The following is a 19,993-nucleotide window of genomic DNA, read 5'->3' on the forward strand; positions in this document are numbered from 1 at the left end:
TTAAAGACCTAGTAATAAAATTTACTAGGTCTTTTTAGAGTTTATAATCTAAGGTTTAATTGTTGATAATCCAACACTAAGCCAAGACTGCATTCCACCTCTATACCACTTCATTTTCTCTTGAGGATAACCAATAGCCATAAGCTCCCTCATAGCTTCAGGAGATTGTCCACACCAAATGGCATTACAAAACATCAAAAGTGTTTTTGCATTTGTAAAGTCATATTTTCCATCTTTTTCAACTACCCCAAAAGTTTCTAAAGCCTCTTGAAACTCATCTGGATATTGAGATTTCTTTGTATATACATAAGGCACATTAATAGCACCTGCAATAGTTTCATGGTTATACCAGTTTTCAGTTCTACTATCAATTAAAAGTAGGTTTTTGTCTGTTTTTGATTTTTCAATAAACTCCAAAACCTCTACCTCTCCATAAGTTTCTATTTTGTCACTAGCTTTTATTGGTGCAATTTTTCCAAAATATGTTACAAAGTTTCTTTTACAATTCTCATTTACACTAGGAGCTGCTTCGTGAACTCCACCAAAAACATCTTTTGGATCAAATGCAACAGTTTCACACTCTTTTGGTTTAGGCACTCTTTTTATAGTAGCTTTTTTACCATTTTCTAAAGTAACTTCAACCCCAGTTGTTTGTAAATCTGCTGCAAATATACTACTTGCAACAATAACACTTCCTAAAAATAATTTAAACATTTAACTCTCCTTAATTTAAAATTATATAGATTTGGATTCTATCACAAACTTTTATAAATGGCAAAAATATCGGGGACTTAAGTGAAATTTAGATAAAATCTAAGCTATTTTAGTAACACAATTAGGATTTTTAATGAGCGATAAATATGAACCATCAAAGGTGGAAGATAGTTTTTATAAGATTTGGGAAAATAGAGGATATTTTGAAATTGATGGAAACAAATCAATTCAAGAGCCAAACAAAAATTTTGCAATTATGATGCCACCTCCAAATGTAACAGGGAGTTTACATATTGGTCATGCACTTACATTTACTTTGCAAGATATTATTACAAGATATAAAAGAATGGATGGTTTTAAAACTCTTTGGCAACCAGGTACCGATCATGCTGGAATAGCAACTCAAAATGTTGTAGAAAAACAACTAATCGCAGAAGGTACTACAAAAGAGAAACTAGGAAGAGAAGCTTTTTTAGAGCGAGTTTGGAAGTGGAAAGAGTTTAGTGGTGGAACAATAGTTCATCAAATGAGAAAATTAGGAGTAAGTCCAGCTTGGAGTAGAGAGCGATTTACTATGGATGAGGGTTTAAAAGAGGCTGTAAAAGAGGCATTTATAAAACTTTATGATGAGGGAATGATTACTCAAAATAACTATATGGTAAATTGGTGTACACATGATGGAGCTTTGAGTGATATTGAAGTTGAACATGAAGAGGTAAATGGAAAGTTTTATCATATGAACTATTACTTTGCAGATGATAGTGGATTTGTAACAGTTGCAACAACAAGACCTGAAACATATTTTGGAGATAGTGCTATTATGGTACATCCAGATGACGAGAGATACAAAAATTTAATTGGAAAAGAAGTTCTTTTACCACTAATAGAGAGAAAAATAAAAATTATTGCAGATTCTCATGTAGATATGGAGTTCGGAACGGGAGTTGTAAAAGTGACTCCAGCTCATGATACAAATGACTATGAAGTAGGGCTTAGACACAATTTAGAGTTTATAAAATGTTTTGATGAAAAAGGGATTTTAAACCAAGAGTGTGGAGAGTTTGAAGGAATTGAGAGATTAAAAGCAAGAGATTTAATAGTAAAAAAACTTCAAGAAACTGGGCATTTAATTAAAATAGAAGAGCATATTCATCAAGTAGGGCACTGTTATAGATGTAAAAATATAGTTGAACCATATATCTCAAAACAGTGGTTTGTAAGTAAAGAAGTTGCAAAAAAATCTATAGAAAAAACTTATGCAGGTGAAGCTAAATTTCATCCACCACACTGGTTAAACTCATATAGAGCTTGGATGGATGAGTTAAGAGATTGGTGCATCTCAAGACAACTTTGGTGGGGACATAGAATTCCAGTGTTTTATTGTGATGAGTGTAATCACCAATGGGCAGATAAAAATGACAATCCAAAAGAGTGTCCAAAATGTAAAAGTGAAAAACTTCATCAAGATCCAGATGTTTTAGATACTTGGTTTAGTAGTGCTTTATGGGCATTTTCACCACTTGGTTGGGGAAATGATGGACAAATGAAAGATACTTTTACAAAGAGTGATTTAAAAGATTTTTATCCAAACTCTTTACTAATAACTGGGTTTGATATTATGTTTTTCTGGGTTGCTAGAATGATGATGATGGGTGAGCATTTTATGGGGCAACTTCCATTTAAAGATATTTATATGCATGCTCTTGTAAGAGATGAACATGGTGCAAAGATGTCAAAAAGTAAAGGAAATGTAATAGACCCATTAGATATGGTTGAGACTCATAGTGCTGATATTATTAGATTTACTTTAGCTTATTTAGCAGTTCAAGGAAGAGATATAAAACTTGGAGAGAAAAACTTAGAGCAGTTTAGAAACTTTACAAATAAACTTTATAATGCTTCAAACTTTTTAACACTAAATGTAGATACATTTCCTGATTTAAAAGATATAACTATAAAGACACCACTAGGACTTTATATGCAAAGTCGTCTTTCTAGTGCAGTTGATGAAGTAAGAGATAGTTTGGAAAGTTATAAATTCAATGAAGCTGCTAGCACTTTATATAGATTTGTTTGGATGGAGTTTTGTGACTGGGGAATTGAGTATAGTAAAGCATCTAAAGATAGTATTTTAGAACTAGGTAGCTTATTTAAAGAGACATTAAAAATGGTAAGTCCTTTTATGCCATTTATTAGTGATTATTTATATCATAAATTAAGTGGAACTACACTTGAAAATAGTGACTCTTTAATGATAATGAACTTTCCAAAAAATATTAAAAAAGATGAAAACATAGAAAATATGTTTGCAATTATTGAAGAGGCAATAGTATCTATAAGAAGAGCAAAAGTTGTTATTGATATGGGTAACTCAAAAATTTCAAAAGCATATATTAAACTTGATAAATTAATAGATACAGCTGTTGCTAAACCATTTATTGAGAAATTAGCAAAGGTTGATGAGATAGAGTTTGTATCTTCTAAAGTTGAGAACTCTATTACAGATGTTTCAAACAGTCTTGAAGTATATCTTCCAACACAAGAGATTGATATGAAACCAATTATTGATAAGTTAGAGAAACAAAAAGAGAAAGCACAAAAAGAGTTTGATAAATTAAATGGAATGCTTTCAAATGAAAGATTTGTTGCAAATGCACCTGCAAATGTAATTGAAGAGAATAAAAAGTCTTTAGAAGAAGTAAAAACAAGGTTAGAAAAGATAGAGGCTGAACTTAAAAGTTTGAGTTAAAATTTATAAGTAAAAAAAGCAAAAAAGTATTTGGAAAATCTTTCAGTGTAGATATTAAGATGATTTTAAAATCTTAAATAATGATTATTAGAAAAAATCACTACTTTTAATACTTAGGCTTTAGCCTAAGTTCCAAACTAAAAACTTTCTTTGACTATTTAAATAGATATAAAATTGTTTTCATTATCTCCATTTTTAGTTAGAAAAATAATCTTGACAATTAGATACTAATATTATACAATTCTTAAAATTAGTTAAAGGATTGAATATGATTATAAAAGATTCTAAAATTGAGCTATATTCAAGTTCACAAAGTATAAACAAACACTCATCATATACTAGTTTACAGCTACATTATGGAGCGAAAGATGAAAATAATCAAAATGAAGATCAAGCTTTTAAGTTAGATATTAGTCATCAGTTTAGAAATATTACAAGTTCAAGTAAGCTAGCATTTAGTAGTGAAGATATGCTAAGCCCTGAAGATAGGATAAAAAAGTTAATTATTGAAAGGCTTTTAGAAAGATTTTCAAAAAAAGATAATCTCTATTTATATCCACAACAAAAAAGTTTAAATATGGAATTTTCTCAAAATAAAACTCAAAGTTCAACATCTTCATTTTTAAGTGCAATTTTTAAAAATCCATATCAAAATGAGGAAAACCAAAATCAAGAGTTAAAGGCTATGGTTTTTACAAATACACAAGAGTATTATCAAAAAGAGAGTATTGAATTTGCTGCAAAAGTTAAATTTAATACTCCGAATAAAAGTTATGAGATGAGTTTAGATTTGTCGTTTTCAAAAGAGTTTTATGAGAAAACATCAACTAGATTTGTTATTGGTGATCAGAGTTTTATTGATCCATTAGTTATAAACTTTAGTGAAGATATAAATCCATTTGAAAATATTAGTAGTCTAAAATTTGCATTTGATTTGGATAGTGATGGAAAAGAGGAGCTAATACCATATCTAAAAGCAGGTGCTGGATACTTAGCTCTTGATAAAAACCAAAATGGAAAGATAGATAGTGGAAAAGAACTTTTTGGACCGCAAACTGGAGATGGTTTCAAAGAGTTGGCAAAATATGATAGTGATAAAAATGGTTTTATAGATGAAGCAGATGAGATTTTTAGTAAACTTAAAATTTGGAGTTTTGATGAAGCTGGAAATAGTTCTTTAATCTCACTTCTTGATGCAAATGTGGGAGCAATATATCTAAGTGATGTACAAAGTGGGTTTAATTACAAAGATGGAATTAATAGCACTCTAGCTCAACAACAAGGTAACGGAGTATTTATAAAAGAGGATGGAAGCGGTTTAGGAGTTGTAAACTCTATAAATATAGTAGTATAATCTTTTGAAGATTATACTACTTTAGCTCTTGCAGAGTTTTTATAAGTTTATTTGAAATCTCAACTAAAGAGTTTGAGCTATCTTGTGTTTTTTGTGCTTCAATTAGAGTATTTTGTGTACTTAAAACAACATCTCTCATATTTTTTGTAACTTCATTTAAACTTTCTGAGCCATCTTTTGCACTTTGTGAAATTATAGAAGAGTTCTGTTTTTGATCACTCATAGAGAGTGAAATCTCTTTTGAAATAGAGCTAATATTTGAGATAGTATCATCAATTTCATGAATAGAATCAAGAGAATTCTTAACTAAATTTTGAATAAGTGCAATTCTTTCTGTTATGTTTTTTGCTGCATCGTTTGACCTAGTTGCCAAATTCCGTACCTCTTGTGCAACAACTGCAAAACCTTTTCCTGCTTCTCCTGCTGTTGCTGCTTCAACTGCTGCATTTAAGCTTAAAATATTTGTTTGAAAAGCTATTTGAGAGATTATATTTACAGTATCACCTATTTTTTGACTCTCTTCATTTAATTTTATCATTGCAGCTGCTGTTTTTCTTGATTGCTCATTTGCATCTTCTGCTATTTTCTCATTTGTTGAAGTTTTTGATGCTATATTTATAGTTGCATGTTGCATTTCATCTATTTTTTTTGATAAATCTTCTATTAAAGAGTTTATATTTTGTGAAGCATTTGTTGCATTCTGAGAGTTTTCATTTGAAAACTTTGCATCTTTTAACATATTATTTGATGTAGATAAAAGTGTATTTAAAGAGTTAGAAAACTCTTTTATCTCTTTTTCTATATCCATCATAGTATTTGTTTTAGTTGTAATATCTGTAGCATATTTTACAACTTTAAATGCTTTACCATTCATATCAAGTATTGGATTATATGTGGCTTGAATCCAAACCTTCTTACCATTTTTACCCAATCTTAAATATACACCACTATCGAACTCACCATGATTTAGTTTTTTCCAAAACTCTTTATATTCATTTGAGTTTTTATAGTTATCTTCACAAAAAATGGAGTGATGTTTTCCTAAAATCTCATCTTTTGTATAACCTAATGTATTTAGAAAATTATCATTTGCATTTAAAATATTTCCATTCATATCAAATTCAATAACTGCATTTGATTTATTAATAGCCTTTACTTGACCTATATAAAATAGATTTCTTAATCTATTTTTTGTAATATCTTGTGCTAGTTTTACAACTTCTACAACTTTACCATTTTCAATAACTGGCATATAAGAGGCTCTTAAAAATATTAGATTTCCATCTTTTTTTACTCTTTTAAATTCTGCTGTTACAGTTTCTCCAGCTCTTAAGTTATCCCAACTATCTTTATACTCTTGTGTTATAACAAATTCTGTTTCACAAAATATTGAGTGATGTTTTCCAATTACCTCTTCCAAAGTATAACCCATAACATTTAGGAAATTTTGGTTTGCCTTAATTATTGTACCATCTGGCTTGAAGTAGATAACTGCATAGTTTCTATCTATTGCTTCTTGTAAAAGCTTATCATTTTTGTTGCTAAAAAACATTTGATATCCCCCTTAAAATAAGATTACCTATAATTTAAACCTTAGAGTCTATATTTTGATTTTATACCTCTATATAAAACATCAATAAATATGATAGCAATAAAAGTTATAAAAAACCAAAAAAGGTGGTTGAAAAACTCACTTTTTATCTCTTTATATAGTTCAAAATAGATTTTTTCTATATTTATATTTATATAATATATTGCATCATTTTGTAAACTATTGTTTACTTTATTTACCTCTTCACTAAAAGAGATAGGAACTAACTCTTTAAACCATTTTGGAGCAAAATCTTCATTTTTATTATTTGTAAATGAGCTAATATCTTTTTCAAAATTTACAATTGCAGTTGAATTTTTTGTCTCATCAAATTGGTTTGTTGCATCGAAATTTATTACTAAAGAAGATAAGTTTTTAAAGTTCTTGCTAGGAATAAATGTATAAATATCAATGCTAGGAGTAATGTTTTTATTTATCTCATTTGGAATAGAGCCTTCAATAGTTAAAAGCTCTTTTTGCAAATCATCACTTTGAGTAGATAGGATAATCTCTCCTAAAGTATCATCAATTTTTAAGTTTGATAGCTCCCATGATAGTTTTTTATCAAGGTTATTTGTGAGCTCTATTAACTCTTTTTCTTTTATAGTAAAAAGAGCTTCTTGAATAAATATTGAGGAGAAGTTGTTATTAAAAATAGAGTTTATTCTTTTTAATAGTTCAATATCTCCATTTTGTAAATATTTTCTTAAATTCTCTTGTATAAAAAGAGATGTGCTCTTTGTCTCTAGTTGATATTTTGTTAGAATTTGCTCTTTTTGTTCTTCAAATTTTATTAGATATGAAAATCCAAATCCAACAGATAGAATAACTATTAAAAAAATATAAACTACAACTCTTAGCACTTTAAAGTCACTTTAAAATAGATTTAATATCATCTTCATTTATCTTATCTTGGCTATATTTTACTACCAAAATATTTTCTGTATTATTTATATACCACTCATCAATATTTGAGTTATCATTTAACTTTCCACTATTTTCAAGTTTATACTCATCTAAGCTTAGATATAAATTTTTTGTTTTTGCAGGATTTTTCATTAAAATTATTAAAATTGCCCATAATATACAAATAATAGCAACTACCATTGTAAAGCTCTCTAGCTCATATGAGTTTAGCTTATCCAATAAAATTCCACCAAAAACTCCACCTACAAATGTTCCTAAATATCCAAAAGAGTTAAATACTCCTAAAACACTCCCTCTTTGGTGAACTTTTGCAAACTTAGATGTAAGAGATTGCATAATTGGTTCGTGCATATTGAAACCTACAAAAAATACTACAACACCAACACAAAACAAAGTAGAGCTACTGCTAAATCCCATAAGTAAATATGAGATTATAAAGAATAAAATACCTATAACTAAAACCTCTCTATATTTACCTTTTTTTTCAGCAAAAATTGAAGCAGGTCCCATGGCAAGAAGCCCTAAAATCATAGATGGAATATATACTTGCCATAAATCTTTTATGTCCCAATTATATGTTTTTGTAAGAATTATTGGAATAACTAAAAAGGCAAAAGTCATTAAAGCTTTTTGTAGAAAGTTTGTAATATGCATTTTGTTTATATTTACATTTCCTAAAACATCGCTTAGATTTAATTTTTCATTATAAGTGTGAGTTATTTTTGGTGGGTTTGGTACTTTTTTAATTAATACAAAAATAGCCACTAAAGATAAAACCATAGTTATATAAAAAAGAGTTGGAACTCCAGAATATCCACCAATTATTGGTCCTAATCCCATAGCAAGAGCAAATGATAGACCAATAAATCCACCCATAATAGCCATAGCTTTTCCTCTTTGTTCCTCTTTTACAACATCACTAATCATAGCAGTTACAACTGCTCCAATAGCTCCAGCTCCTTGTAAAAGTCTTCCTAAAAGAAGAGCAAAAATATCTGTTGCCAAAGCACAAATAAGTGAACCAATAGCAAAGAGTAGAAGTCCTGTGATAATTGTGCCTTTTCTTCCCAATTTGTCACTCATAATTCCAAAAGGAGTTTGAAATATTACTTGCGTTAGAGCATAGCCACCAACAACAACTCCAACAAGTGTAGCATTTGCACCATCAAGGCTAAAGGCATAAACTGAGATAACAGGAAGAACTATAAAAAGTCCAAAGAATCGTAAAGATATAATAAAACTCAAAGGTAAAACTGATTTAATCATACATAATCCTAAATATATTATAATTTGAGCTTTGATTATATACAAAAAACTATAATATAAAGGTAAATTATGAAAATAGTATTAGCTAGTGCAAACAAAGGGAAAATAGAGGAGTTCAAAAAACTTCTTCCAAATATAGAAGTAGTTGCATATAGTGATATTTTAGGAAAATTTGATATAGATGAAACAGGTTTTACTTTCAAAGAGAATGCAATAATAAAAGCAAGTGTTGTAAATGAAAAATTAAAACAATTAGGAGTTAAAGATTTTATAGTAATCTCTGATGATAGTGGAATTTCTCTTCCTATCTTACAAAATGAACCAGGGGTTTTTAGTGCAAGATATGCAGGAGTTAATGCAAGTGACAAAGATAATAATAAAAAATTAATATCAAAACTAGATGAGTTAAATTTAGAAAATACTCCAGCATTTTATACAGCTTGCATAACGATAATTTATAATGATTTGATTTACACAGTTCATGGTTTTATGTATGGAGTCGCTATAAATAAGGAGTTAGGAGAAAATGGTTTTGGTTATGACCCTCTTTTTATTCCAAATGGATTTACAAAAACTTTGGGAGAGCTTGATTTTGAAGTAAAGCAGGAGTTTTCACATAGAAGTAGAGCATTAAATTTGGCAAAAAAAGTTTTGGATGTTATTCTATAACAATTTGTTTAGTTAATCTTATAGCAAACTCTCTATTTTTTACACTCAAAAAAAATAGTTTGCTATCTTCTTTATCTCTTTTTGCAATAATTTCAAATATCTCATCATCTATTTTTATCTCTTTTGTATCATTTAAATCACTATTTAAAATATAATCTTCCAAAAACAATATATGATTCTTAGCTTGTAAATATAGGGTTTTTTGTACAAAATTCTCATTTTTTATAGAGATTATCTCCAAAATAGAGTTTGCTAAAATAGAAAAAACAACTATCAAAACTAAAGTCATAAAGAGTACATAAGATTTTTTCATAGTGCAATTTTCCAAATCTGTTTAAAACTATTTTCTAAAGATATATTAACTGTTGCTACTTCGCCACTTATATTTATATTAAAAGTAGTTACATTTTTTAGTAAAATAGTGTTATCAAAATAGAGAGTTTTATTACTTAAAGAGAGTTTATTTAACTCTTTTTTGTTAAGTTCTAAAAATATTTTTGTAGAGTTTAATTCAACCCTTGCTATCTCTTTATAGAGGGAGTTTTTATTTAGAATCATTAAATCTTTTACAAATAAAGTGGTGTATATTATTATAGTTACTGAGATTACTACTGTTAGAATTAGTTCAAATAGAGTAAAGCTATTTTTCATATTTAAAAACAGTTATTTTGTCATTTTTGAAGATATATTTATCTACACTAATAATCTCTTTTTGTTTATCATCACTATCTTTTATGATAGTTAAAAACCCTTTTTGTTTTAAAAAATATCTATAATCTTTTGTAGCAAAATTATTTTCAAGTTCATTTATAAGATTAAAAAGCTCTTCATCTTCATAGCTATCATAGGGAATTTTTAAAAAACCACCTACAACTACCATGAGAATTAAGAGACTAATCATTGTCTCAAAAAGAGTTATACTACTTTTCAGCAATATTCTTTGATTTATTAAATGAGCCTTCAATAGCTTTGATAAAAGCATCTCTTACTCTTCCCTCTTCAAGTTTTGCATATCCAGCAGCTGTTGTTCCTCCAGGACTCATTACACTATCTTTTATAATAGCTGAGTGAGAGTGTCTTAGTAAAGAAGCAGTTCCACTAAAAAGACCTTGAACTAAATGTTGAGCTAAATGTCTTTCAAGTCCAACTTTAACAGCACCATCAGCAATTGATTCGGCAACTAAAGCCAAAAATGCAGGTCCTGAACCTGTTATTGCACTTGCAATATCTAGTTGATTTTCATTATTTACCCAAATAGCTTCACCAATAGCACCAAAAGCTTCAAGTGTTAAATCTTTTGCTTCAATATCTCCTGTTGCAGTTGTCATTGAATTTTGAACACTTGCAGCAATATTTGGCATAGTTCTTGTATAGTGTTTTGCACTAATTTGTTTTTTTAAATAGTCAAGTTTAGTACCTGCTAAGATAGATATTAAAACATTTGCAGTTCCTGTTAATCTTATAGAGACACTTTCTAGTGCATAGGGCTTTACACAAAAAATTATATTTTTCCCATTAATATCCTCTTTATCGCTTAACTCTTTTATTTGTAGTTCAGGAATCTTCTCTTGAATTAATTTTAATTTATTTAATTCTCTTCCTATCATCTCAACTTCATGCTCTTTTACTAAACCAATAGCTAAAGATTGAGCCATAATACCATTTCCAATAAGTGTTAGTTTCATATTTTGCCTTAACTGTTTTTTTTTAAGATTATAACAAATTTAAGTTATAAGTATAGAGTTAAAATATAAAACAAAATGTAAACTCTTTTTTTAAAGTATCTTTTAGATAATATATTGCTTTTATGCTAGATAACGGAGACAAAAATGTTAAAAAACCTAAAAATCAAAAACCTTTTACTGATTTTTACAGCAGCTATTGTATTTACTGCTTGTGCATCTAAAGGTGAGCAAGAGTATAACAAACCAGCACTTTATTGGTACAATAAGATGATGACACAAATAGGAATGAATGATTTAGATGAAGCGGATGATACTTTTACATCGCTTGAAAGTGAGCATAGAAACTCACCATATATTCCAACAGCTATGCTTATACTTGTAAATGCACATATGGCGGATGAACAGTACACTTTAGCAAATTTTTATTTAGATGAATATATAAAAAGATTTAGTTTGAGTAAAGATATTGATTATGCAAGATATATGAAAATTAAAGCAAATTTTATGGGGTTTAAACAACAATTTAGAGATCAACAACTAATAGATGATACACTATCACATATTATAGATTTTAAATATAAATATCCAAACTCACCATATATGCCACTTGTTGATACTATGAATGCAAGATTGTTTATGGCAAAAGCATCTATGGATAAAGAGATAGCATCTTTATATGAGAGAAAAGATAAACCAAAAGCAGCAGAGTTTTATATGGATAAAGCAAAAAATTCTTGGGTAGATCCAAATGAGATAAAGCCTGTAGAAGTACCATTTTATAGGTCAATTTTTGAATAAAATTATAGTAAAAATGTATAAAATAAGGGAGTTTTAGTAAGATATGCAATTAGAAAATTATGGTAATTTTCCACAAACAATACCATTAGTTATAGAAGATGAGATTTTTTTATATCCATTTATGATTACACCTTTGTTTTTAGAAAATAAAGAGAATATTGAGGCAGTTGAAAATGCAATAGAGTTTAATAGGCTTGTAATGATAGCAGTTTCAAAATCAGGAAAAGAGGGCAGTCGAGATAAAGATAGTTTCTATGATGTTGGAGTTGTTGGAAATGTTATGCGAAAAATTACTCTACCAGATGGTAAAGTAAAAGTTCTTTTTCAAGGTGTTTCAAAAGCAAAAATTATAGATTTTGTTCCTAGTTCTAATATATTTGCTACAGTTGATATTCTTGCTGAAGAGACAAAAAATGATATTGAACTGAAATCATTAATAAATATTTTGATTGATAATATTAAAAAATTATCAAGACTAAATAATAAATTTCCAGCTGATTTAATAAAAGCAATTGAAGAGAATGATATGCCAAGTAGAGTTGCTGATTTGGTATCTTCTGTTTTAAAAATCAAAAAAGATGAAGCCTACAAGATTTTTTCAAATACAAATTTGGAACAAAGAGTTATAGGAATTATTGAAATTGTAAAAAATGAGATAGAGTCATATAAAATACAAAAAGAGATAACTCAAAAAGTAAATTCAAAAATAGAAAAAAGCCATAAGGATTACTTTTTAAAAGAACAAATAAAAGCTATTCAAAAAGAGTTAGGAGCGGATAATCAAAAAGAAGAAGAGATAAAACTTTTTAAAAAGAGATTAAAAGCTAAAAAATGCTTTATGGGTCAAGAGGCATATAAAGAGACTAAAAGGCAAGTTGAAAAATTAAGTAGAATGAATCCAGATTCGCCAGATGCTTCACTTCTTCAAACTTATGTGGAGATGGTTTTAGATATTCCTTTTGGAGAGTTTGCAAATGTTAAATTTTCAGTTTCTAGTGTTGAAAAACAGTTAAATAAAGATCATTACTCTTTAGAAAAAGCAAAAGAGAGAATAGCAGAGTATTTTGCAGTAAAACAGTTGTTAGAACAAAGAAATATTGAAGATTTAAAATCAAAAGGTACCGTTCTTTGTTTTGTAGGACCTCCTGGTGTTGGTAAAACTTCACTAGCAAACTCTATAGCAAAAGCTCTTGCTAGACCACTAGTAAGAGTTGCTTTGGGTGGAATGGAAGATGTAAATGAATTAAGAGGGCATAGAAGAACTTATGTTGGTGCAATGCCTGGAAGATTAATTAAAGGTTTGATTGATGCAAAAAAAATGAACCCAGTTATTGTTCTTGATGAGATTGATAAGCTAGGAAGTAATCACAGAGGTGATCCATCTGCTGTAATGTTAGAAATCTTAGATCCTGAGCAAAATCATGAGTTTAGAGATTTATATCTTAATTTTCCAGTTGATTTATCACAAGTTATTTTTGTATCAACTGCAAATGATATTAGAAAAATTCCAGCTCCACTTAAAGATAGAATGGAGTTTATAGAGTTGAACTCTTATACTCCAAATGAAAAATATCATATTGCAAAAGATTATTTAATCCCTCAAGAGCTAGAAAAACATGGACTTAAAAAAGATGAGGTGAGTATAAGTAAAGCAACTATTGAGCTAATAATTTCAAAATATACAAGAGAAGCAGGGGTTAGAAACTTAAGAAGAGTATTTTCAAAACTATTTAGAAAAGTTGTAAAAAAGATACTAGAAAATGAGACTATAACAAAAGTAACAATAGGAATAAAAGATTTAAAAGAGTATTTAGATAATCCAATTTTTGAGATAGAACCAGCTGATAAAATAGATGTTGTAGGTGTTTCAAATGGACTGGCTTGGACAGCAGTTGGTGGAGATATTTTAAAGATTGAAGCTATTAAACTAAAAGGAAAAGGTGACTTAAAAGTAACTGGAAATTTAGGTGATGTAATGAAAGAGAGTTCAACTATCTCTTATTCAGTTGTAAAATACCTAATAGATAACAAAATTCTAAAAATAGATGAAAAAGATATACCAAAAACTTTTAAAGAGAAAGATGAAAAAGAGTTAGTAGATTGTAGTGAGATTTATAAAAGATATGATATTCACTTACATATTCCAGAAGGTGCAACTCCAAAAGATGGACCTAGTGCTGGAATAACTATGGCTTTAGCTTTAGCTTCAGTTTTAAGTAATAGAAAAATAAAATCTGATATTGCAATGACTGGTGAGCTTACTTTAAGTGGAAAAGTTCTTCCAATTGGTGGTTTAAAAGAGAAATTAATTGCTGCATATAAAGCAAAAATTAAAAAAGTTTTAATCCCTAAAAAGAATTATGAGAGAGATTTAGAAGAGATTCCTCAAGAGGTAAAAAACTCTTTAGAGATTAAATTTGTAGAAAAAATTGAAGATGTACTAAAAGAGGCTTTAATCTAAGATGTTAAAGTTCTCTAAAAAGGATTTTACAGCTACAAATATTTTAATATTTGTAACTGTTTTAGCCTATATTTTTCAGATAAATATCAAAAGTGGCTCTATTTTTATGGGCTTAAATCTTTATTTCTTAATTGGTGGGTTTTATTGGCAACCACTTAGTTCTATGTTTTCACATGGTGGAATAGCTCATCTTGGGATGAATATGTTTGTTTTATGGCAATTTGGAAATATGCTAGAGAGATTTATAGGTTCTAAAAGATTTGTTGCTTTATATCTTATTACTGGAATTTTAACCTCTTTATTGTCCTTTTTATATATATTTTATGTTGATATTCAAGTAAATTTAGTTGGTGCTAGTGGAGCTATTTGTGCAATTTTAGGATTTTATGCTTATTTTGTAAAAGAAGAGAGAAAAGCAATTATTACTTGGATTTTATTAATCTCTGTAGCACCTCTTTTAATAGGTCTTCCAATTGCTTGGTATGCTCATTTTATAGGATTAATTGTAGGATTTATATATGCTATCATATTTAAGGCACTTAAAATAAGATAAAATATAGCCTATTTAAAGGCTATATTTTTTATTTAAAAGGTAGTGTAAACTCAATATTTACATCTGAATAAGATACATTTTCGTGTAATGCAGAACATACTTTTGAAAATGCTTCATATGAGCTTTTCATATTGAAATCTAAGATATCAATTACACCTTTTGCTACAACTTTACCATCATTTATCTCATAACTCATTGTGATAGGTTTTGTAGTTTCATTCATAACTAAATTTAAAACTAAACTCTTTTTTGTTTCATCTACACTTAAGATTGTCCCCTCTATAGTTTTTGAACTTGCTAGAGAGAATAGTGTTGAGACAATGCTATTATTTCTTCCAGCATCATTTGATTCAAAAGATTTTGTATCAATTTTTACTTTAGCACTCTTTAAAAACTCTGTTAAGCTTTCTGATTTTTTAATATCTAAATTTATAGTATTAAATGTTCCAGAAACACCAACTTTTGAAGCAAGTTTAAACCCAGTCCACTTTACACCTAAATCTCCATTTAACTCATAAGCATTTAAGCTCGAAGCTAAACCAAAAGCTAGGACTGACAACAAAATTTTCTTTTTCATAAACTCTCCTTTATTCATAAATATAATAATCTTTATAAGATTAAATTAATTTTATCGAATGATTATTAAAATAAGATAATTTTAATCTTTATAATAAAGCTCTTTTTATCTAATTTATATTGTATAAAAAACTAAAAATTTAGTATATAAATAAAAAGGAGTGAAATAAACTTAGTGCTATTTTTAGTGTTGATAGTATTTTATTGATATCTAAAAGCACTTCTTGTATTAGAATATATTAGCTACAATTAGAGTTTTAACAAAGGTAATTTATGAAATTTATCCATTCTAATTTAAAGCTTTTTTCTTTGATTTTTATTGTTTTAGTTTTCTTTGCTTTAAACTCTGTTTTGACAAGAATGGCTATAGCTACAGAAAACATAGATGCTTTTTCATTTACTTTTTTACGAATTTTGGCTGCTATGCTTATGCTTTTTATTATATTCTTTTATAAAAATAAAAATCTAAAAATAGGTCTAAGAACAAACTATTTAGGTGGTTTAATGTTCTTCTCTTATGCAATATTTTTTACATATTCATATTTAAATATGGCTGCTGGAATTGGAACTTTAATTTTATTTGCAGTTGTTCAGCTAAGTATGATAATTTTTGCACTATTTTTAGGTGAAAAATTAAATTTTAGTAAAATTGTGGGAATTTTTATAGCTTTTTCTGGTTTATTCTATCTTCTATATCCAAAAGATGATTTTACTATCTCATATTTTCATACTTTTTTGATGATTCTATCTGGTATTTCGTGGGCTATATATAGTTTTCTTGGTAAAAAATCAAAGAATGCTCTTTTAAACTCAACAGATAGTTTTTTTAAAGCCTTTATTATCACTTTTATTTGTGCTATTTTTTATCTAATATTTTTCCCAAATAGCTTTAAAATAGATTTATATACTACAACTTTGGCTATTATTTCAGGAGCTATTACAACTGCATTTGGAGCTAGTTTATGGTATTTTATTATGGGTAAAATTGAGCTAATAACTGCAAGTATCGTACAGCTTTTGGTTCCTGTTATTGCTATTTTTTTAAGTGTTATATTTTTAAATGAAGCTCTTACTTTTGAACTTATTTCTTCTACTTTTATAATCTTATTTGGAATTTTTATAGCTTTATATAAAAAGAGAAAAAATTAATTCATATAAAGATATAAAACTAGAGGGATATAAAATAGAGAAACTATAGTAGAAACAAAAACTGCCATAGACATTTTTTCAGGTTTTACATTTAAAATAGTTGCAACTGTTACAGTGTTTCCAGCAAGTGGAACAATACTAAATAAAAACATAATCATATAAAAATCATTATTTAAAAAATGAATAAAATTTTTGTCAAAATAGATAAAAATAAGTGTAGCAAGAGGCCAAAGGATGAATTTTATAATTAAAGTAAAAGAGATAAACTTTATATCAAAAGAGTTTGAACTACGAAACTTTTCCATTCCCATTCCAATTAACATCATCCCTAAAATTGCATAAGCTCCTTTTAGAAACTCACTATATGAAAATAGCATATCAGGGATTTTTATACCATTTAAGTTTAAAATAATTCCTAAAATAAAAGCATAAATAACAGGGAGTTTCAAAACCTTTTTTATACTCTCTTTTGCACTGAAATTTCCTTTTGCAGTTATATAGTAACCAATAGAGTTTTGATATAAAATAGAAGCTAAAATTGAAAAAATAAAGATATCTACAAGTTTTGGTTCTAAAAACAAAATAGCTAAAGGAATTCCAATATTCCCAGTATTTCCAGTAGATGTACTAAAAGCTAGTAAATTTGCAGTGTTATCACTATATATCTTTTTAAATAAGAAAAGAAGAACAAAGGCTAAGATTGTACTAAAAATAAAAAATGATATAGGCAAAAACAGTACTTGTAAGTCAAGTTTTACGCTAATTGTTGCATTGAAAACAATTAAAGGGGCTAAAATATATAATAAAATCTTTGCAATCGTCTCTTTATCACATTTAAGTAAATAAGTACTTATAAAACCTAAAAAAACACTAAAATAAAGAGGTATGATTTTTGCTAAAAGAGTAAAAAATATTGACACAAAAAGCCTTTTAAATATTAAAATAAAAGGGAAAGTATAGCTATTTTAAGAGCAAAAAGCTCTTAAAATTTAGTGTCTTGTTGAGATATTTTTTGAATTAATTGTAGATATTAATTTTTTAAGGTTTTCAATTTTTACTTCTTCTTCTTCAATATTATCTTTTGATTGTAGAGTAAAAATATCCATTTTTTTGTCAAGATAGTTTGTTGTAAAGTTTCCATCTTTAAAATCTTGGTCTCTTACAATTTCTCTATGAAGAGGGATGTTTGTAGGGAAACCTTCAATATAAAACTCATCTAAAGCTCTCTTCGCTTTTTTTACACAACCTTCCCAATCTATTGCCCAAACAATTAGTTTTCCAACCATTGAATCATAGTTTGGTGGAACTTTATATCCTGTATAAAGAGCAGTATCAAGTCTTACTCCAGGACCTCCTGGTGTAAGGTATTTATCAACAGTTCCAACAGACGGCATAAATCCTTTTAGTGGGTTTTCTGCATTTATTCTAAACTCTATTGAGTAACCTCTAAAGTTAATCTCTTCTTGTAAGAAGATCATTCTACTTCCCTCAGCAATTTGAATCATTCTTTGAATAATATCAATTCCTGTAATAGTCTCAGTTACAGGATGCTCAACTTGAACTCTTGTATTCATCTCTATAAAATAGATATTGTCATCTGGATCTAGTAAAAACTCAACTGTTCCAACACTTTCATATCCTAATTTGAACATAGCTTTTGTTGCAATTCTATATAGCTCTTTTCTTGCTTCATTGTTTAGTAGTGGAGATGGAGCAATTTCAATAACTTTTTGGTGTCTTCTTTGAATAGAACAATCTCTTTCACCTAAATGTAAAACATTTCCATATTTATCTGCGATAATTTGAATTTCAATATGTCTTGGATTTTCAACATATTTTTCAATAAATGCTTCACCTCTTCCAAAATATTTTTTTGCTTCATTTGAGGCACTTTCAAATAGTTCTTTGAAGTCTTTCTCTTCTCTTACTATTCTCATTCCTCTTCCTCCACCACCAAATGCAGCTTTGATGATTACAGGGAAACCTATCTCTTTTGCAATTCTTGCACCTTCTTCAATATCAGTAATTGGTTCATCAGTACCTTCTAAAACTGGAACTCCAACTTTTTTCATAGCAACTTTACTTGCCATTTTATCACCAAAAAGTTCTATATGTTCTGGTTTTGGACCAATAAATATAATTCCATTCTCTTCACATGCTCTTGCAAAATCAGCATTTTCACTTAAAAATCCATAACCAGGATGAATTGCATCACAATCAGATTTTTTTGCAATAGAGATGATTTTTTCATAGTCCAAATATGCTTGAACAACATCTCCCATAATTGGGTAGCACTCATCCGCTTTTCGTACCCATAATCCCTCAATATCAACTTCTGAAAATACAGCAACACTTTTAATCTCAAGCTCTTTACAAGCTCTTATAATTCGTAGCGCTATCTCTCCTCTGTTTGCAATAAGTACTTTATTAATCTTTTTCATATACTCACCTTTTAAAAAATAATTACTCAAATTTTAGGATATTTTTCTCTTTTATTCTTCTTAATTATTGTTAAATAAATTGTTGTATATTGCTAATTTATAGTTTTGATTAGAAGCTATATTTTTAATAAATATCAAATTTCTTATCTCTTTAGAATTGCTATGATTACACTATTTATAAGAGTTAGATTTATTTAAATATTATCTTTTTAAGGTATTTTAAGAGTAATTAATTATTTTGATTTATTTATATTCCCAAACTTATAGCTTGGGAATATATTTTTTTAGTTTTTACCAAGAAATAGCAGCTCCACTAGCTCCCATAATCTCTTTTGCATCTTCACTCATCATATATGGTTCCCATACAGGTTCAAATACTAAATTAACTTTTGCCTCATCTACTTCATCAACTGCCATAGCTACATATCTTACTTGTTCAAGCAAGCTATCAGCAACTGGACAAGCTGGGCTTGTAAGTGTCATATCTATTTCACAAAAGAGATAATTTTCTCTCTCTTCAAGTTCAATACTATATATAAGTCCTAAATTATAAATATCTACAGGTATTTCAGGGTCATAAACCTTTTTTAAATTCTCTATAATTTTCTCTTTTATTTCATCTTTATTAAAAATACTACTCATTTTATTTCCTTAGCTTTTTAGGGCATACTCTTTTATTTTTTTAATCATTCCAATAACTCCACTTTGTCTATTTGGAGTAATAACCTCGCTTAAATTAAGCTCTTTTATAATATCCATATCAATCTCTTTTAACTCATCTATAGTTGAATCTGAGAAAATATCTAAAATAATATAAACCAAACCTTTTACAATAATAGCATCACTTGTTCCATAGAAAAATAGTTTATCACCTTTTTTTTCATGTATTAGCCAAACTTGAGAAGTACAGCCATGCACTAGGTTTTCTGGGATTTGATTTGCTTCATCAAAAGGAGGAAGCTTTTTTCCTAAATCAATAATATATTCATATTTTGCAAGTTCTTCATCAAAAAATTCTAAATCTTCTTTTATATTTTCAACTCTTTTTTTAATACTCATT

Annotated in this window: 20 protein-coding genes; 7 read left to right on the top strand and 13 right to left on the bottom strand. The window is 28.1% G+C overall.

The genetic code is table 11. The annotated features are described in order from the left end of the window. Window positions 1-48 precede the first annotated feature (48 nt). On the bottom strand, window positions 49-714 hold the full coding sequence (locus ATR_RS03270) for a rhodanese-like domain-containing protein (RefSeq protein ID WP_115428058.1): 666 nt from the start codon (window positions 712-714) through the stop codon (window positions 49-51). Between the two features lie 133 nt (window positions 715-847). Here ATR_RS03270 and ATR_RS03275 point away from each other — a divergent pair, with 133 nt between their 5' ends. Together ATR_RS03275 and ATR_RS03280 are read left to right on the top strand one after the other, a co-directional pair. Then, entirely contained in the window at window positions 848-3,463 is a 2,616-nt protein-coding gene (locus tag ATR_RS03275; RefSeq protein ID WP_115428059.1) for a valine--tRNA ligase, read from the top strand. Window positions 3,464-3,731: 268 nt separating this feature from the next. Next, window positions 3,732-4,817 carry a hypothetical protein gene (locus ATR_RS03280; RefSeq protein ID WP_115428060.1) on the top strand — a complete coding sequence of 362 codons (1,086 nt, stop codon included), beginning with the start codon at window positions 3,732-3,734 and terminating at the stop codon, window positions 4,815-4,817. A gap of 16 nt (window positions 4,818-4,833) precedes the next feature. Here ATR_RS03280 and ATR_RS03285 read toward each other — a convergent pair whose 3' ends face one another. The 3 genes from ATR_RS03285 to ATR_RS03295 are packed head-to-tail and all read right to left on the bottom strand — an operon-like array spanning window position 4,834 to window position 8,601. Continuing rightward, window positions 4,834-6,369, bottom strand: coding sequence for a methyl-accepting chemotaxis protein (locus ATR_RS03285; RefSeq protein WP_115428061.1), 1,536 nt, complete (start codon window positions 6,367-6,369; stop codon window positions 4,834-4,836). A gap of 41 nt (window positions 6,370-6,410) precedes the next feature. Further along, entirely contained in the window at window positions 6,411-7,271 is an 861-nt protein-coding gene (locus ATR_RS03290; protein ID WP_115428062.1) for a hypothetical protein, read from the bottom strand. A gap of 7 nt (window positions 7,272-7,278) precedes the next feature. Further along, entirely contained in the window at window positions 7,279-8,601 is a 1,323-nt protein-coding gene (locus ATR_RS03295) for an MFS transporter (protein WP_115428063.1), read from the bottom strand. A 69-nt stretch (window positions 8,602-8,670) separates the two neighbouring features. On the opposite strand from ATR_RS03295, the gene ATR_RS03300 reads away from it, so the two are divergent. Next, window positions 8,671-9,270, top strand: coding sequence for a non-canonical purine NTP pyrophosphatase (locus tag ATR_RS03300; protein ID WP_115428064.1), 600 nt, complete (start codon window positions 8,671-8,673; stop codon window positions 9,268-9,270). On the opposite strand, the gene ATR_RS03305 is transcribed toward ATR_RS03300, so the two are convergent. Genes ATR_RS03305 through ATR_RS03320 form a run of 4 tightly spaced genes read right to left on the bottom strand, consistent with a single transcriptional unit; the run spans window position 9,260 to window position 10,955 of the window. Beyond that, window positions 9,260-9,583, bottom strand: coding sequence for a hypothetical protein (locus ATR_RS03305; protein WP_115428065.1), 324 nt, complete (start codon window positions 9,581-9,583; stop codon window positions 9,260-9,262). The two genes, ATR_RS03300 and ATR_RS03305, sit on opposite strands and share 11 nt — an antisense overlap. Next, window positions 9,580-9,921, bottom strand: coding sequence for a hypothetical protein (locus ATR_RS03310; protein ID WP_128997261.1), 342 nt, complete (start codon window positions 9,919-9,921; stop codon window positions 9,580-9,582). Before ATR_RS03310 ends, ATR_RS03305 begins: the two co-directional genes overlap by 4 nt. After that, window positions 9,911-10,204, bottom strand: coding sequence for a hypothetical protein (locus tag ATR_RS03315; RefSeq protein ID WP_115428067.1), 294 nt, complete (start codon window positions 10,202-10,204; stop codon window positions 9,911-9,913). Before ATR_RS03315 ends, ATR_RS03310 begins: the two co-directional genes overlap by 11 nt. After that, a complete protein-coding gene (locus ATR_RS03320) occupies window positions 10,191-10,955 on the bottom strand; it encodes a pyrroline-5-carboxylate reductase (RefSeq protein WP_115428068.1) in 765 nt (254 codons plus the stop codon). Before ATR_RS03320 ends, ATR_RS03315 begins: the two co-directional genes overlap by 14 nt. 144 nt (window positions 10,956-11,099) lie before the next feature. On the opposite strand from ATR_RS03320, the gene ATR_RS03325 reads away from it, so the two are divergent. The 3 genes from ATR_RS03325 to ATR_RS03335 are packed head-to-tail and all read left to right on the top strand — an operon-like array spanning window position 11,100 to window position 14,767. After that, complete coding sequence (locus tag ATR_RS03325; protein ID WP_115428069.1) at window positions 11,100-11,753, top strand: outer membrane protein assembly factor BamD; 654 nt, start codon at window positions 11,100-11,102, stop codon at window positions 11,751-11,753. A gap of 43 nt (window positions 11,754-11,796) precedes the next feature. Beyond that, complete coding sequence (gene lon, locus ATR_RS03330) at window positions 11,797-14,214, top strand: endopeptidase La (RefSeq protein ID WP_115428070.1); 2,418 nt, start codon at window positions 11,797-11,799, stop codon at window positions 14,212-14,214. A 1-nt stretch (window position 14,215) separates the two neighbouring features. Beyond that, a complete protein-coding gene (locus ATR_RS03335) occupies window positions 14,216-14,767 on the top strand; it encodes a rhomboid family intramembrane serine protease (protein WP_115428071.1) in 552 nt (183 codons plus the stop codon). Between the two features lie 28 nt (window positions 14,768-14,795). On the opposite strand, the gene ATR_RS03340 is transcribed toward ATR_RS03335, so the two are convergent. Further along, window positions 14,796-15,344 carry a YceI family protein gene (locus ATR_RS03340; protein WP_115428072.1) on the bottom strand — a complete coding sequence of 183 codons (549 nt, stop codon included), beginning with the start codon at window positions 15,342-15,344 and terminating at the stop codon, window positions 14,796-14,798. Between the two features lie 272 nt (window positions 15,345-15,616). Between ATR_RS03340 and ATR_RS03345 the strand changes: the two genes are divergently transcribed. Then, window positions 15,617-16,492: a DMT family transporter gene (locus ATR_RS03345; RefSeq protein WP_115428073.1), complete on the top strand. Its 876-nt coding sequence runs from the start codon at window positions 15,617-15,619 to the stop codon at window positions 16,490-16,492. Here ATR_RS03345 and ATR_RS03350 read toward each other — a convergent pair. From ATR_RS03350 to ATR_RS03365, 4 genes are all read right to left on the bottom strand, one after another. Further along, the gene (locus tag ATR_RS03350; RefSeq protein ID WP_115428074.1) at window positions 16,489-17,412 is read right to left on the bottom strand and encodes an AEC family transporter; all 924 of its coding nucleotides are present in this window, start codon (window positions 17,410-17,412) and stop codon (window positions 16,489-16,491) included. The genes ATR_RS03345 and ATR_RS03350 overlap by 4 nt on opposite strands. A 69-nt stretch (window positions 17,413-17,481) precedes the next feature. Next, complete coding sequence (locus tag ATR_RS03355) at window positions 17,482-18,933, bottom strand: acetyl-CoA carboxylase biotin carboxylase subunit (RefSeq protein ID WP_115428075.1); 1,452 nt, start codon at window positions 18,931-18,933, stop codon at window positions 17,482-17,484. A gap of 291 nt (window positions 18,934-19,224) precedes the next feature. Then, window positions 19,225-19,575 (bottom strand): metal-sulfur cluster assembly factor, encoded by a 351-nt coding sequence (locus ATR_RS03360; protein ID WP_115428076.1) that lies wholly within the window; start codon window positions 19,573-19,575, stop codon window positions 19,225-19,227. A gap of 9 nt (window positions 19,576-19,584) precedes the next feature. Then, window positions 19,585-19,992 carry a SufE family protein gene (locus ATR_RS03365; protein WP_115428077.1) on the bottom strand — a complete coding sequence of 136 codons (408 nt, stop codon included), beginning with the start codon at window positions 19,990-19,992 and terminating at the stop codon, window positions 19,585-19,587. Window position 19,993: the final 1 nt, after the last annotated feature.

Origin of the sequence: Aliarcobacter trophiarum LMG 25534, from assembly GCF_003355515.1 — a bacterium.
Taxonomy (GTDB): domain Bacteria; phylum Campylobacterota; class Campylobacteria; order Campylobacterales; family Arcobacteraceae; genus Aliarcobacter; species Aliarcobacter trophiarum.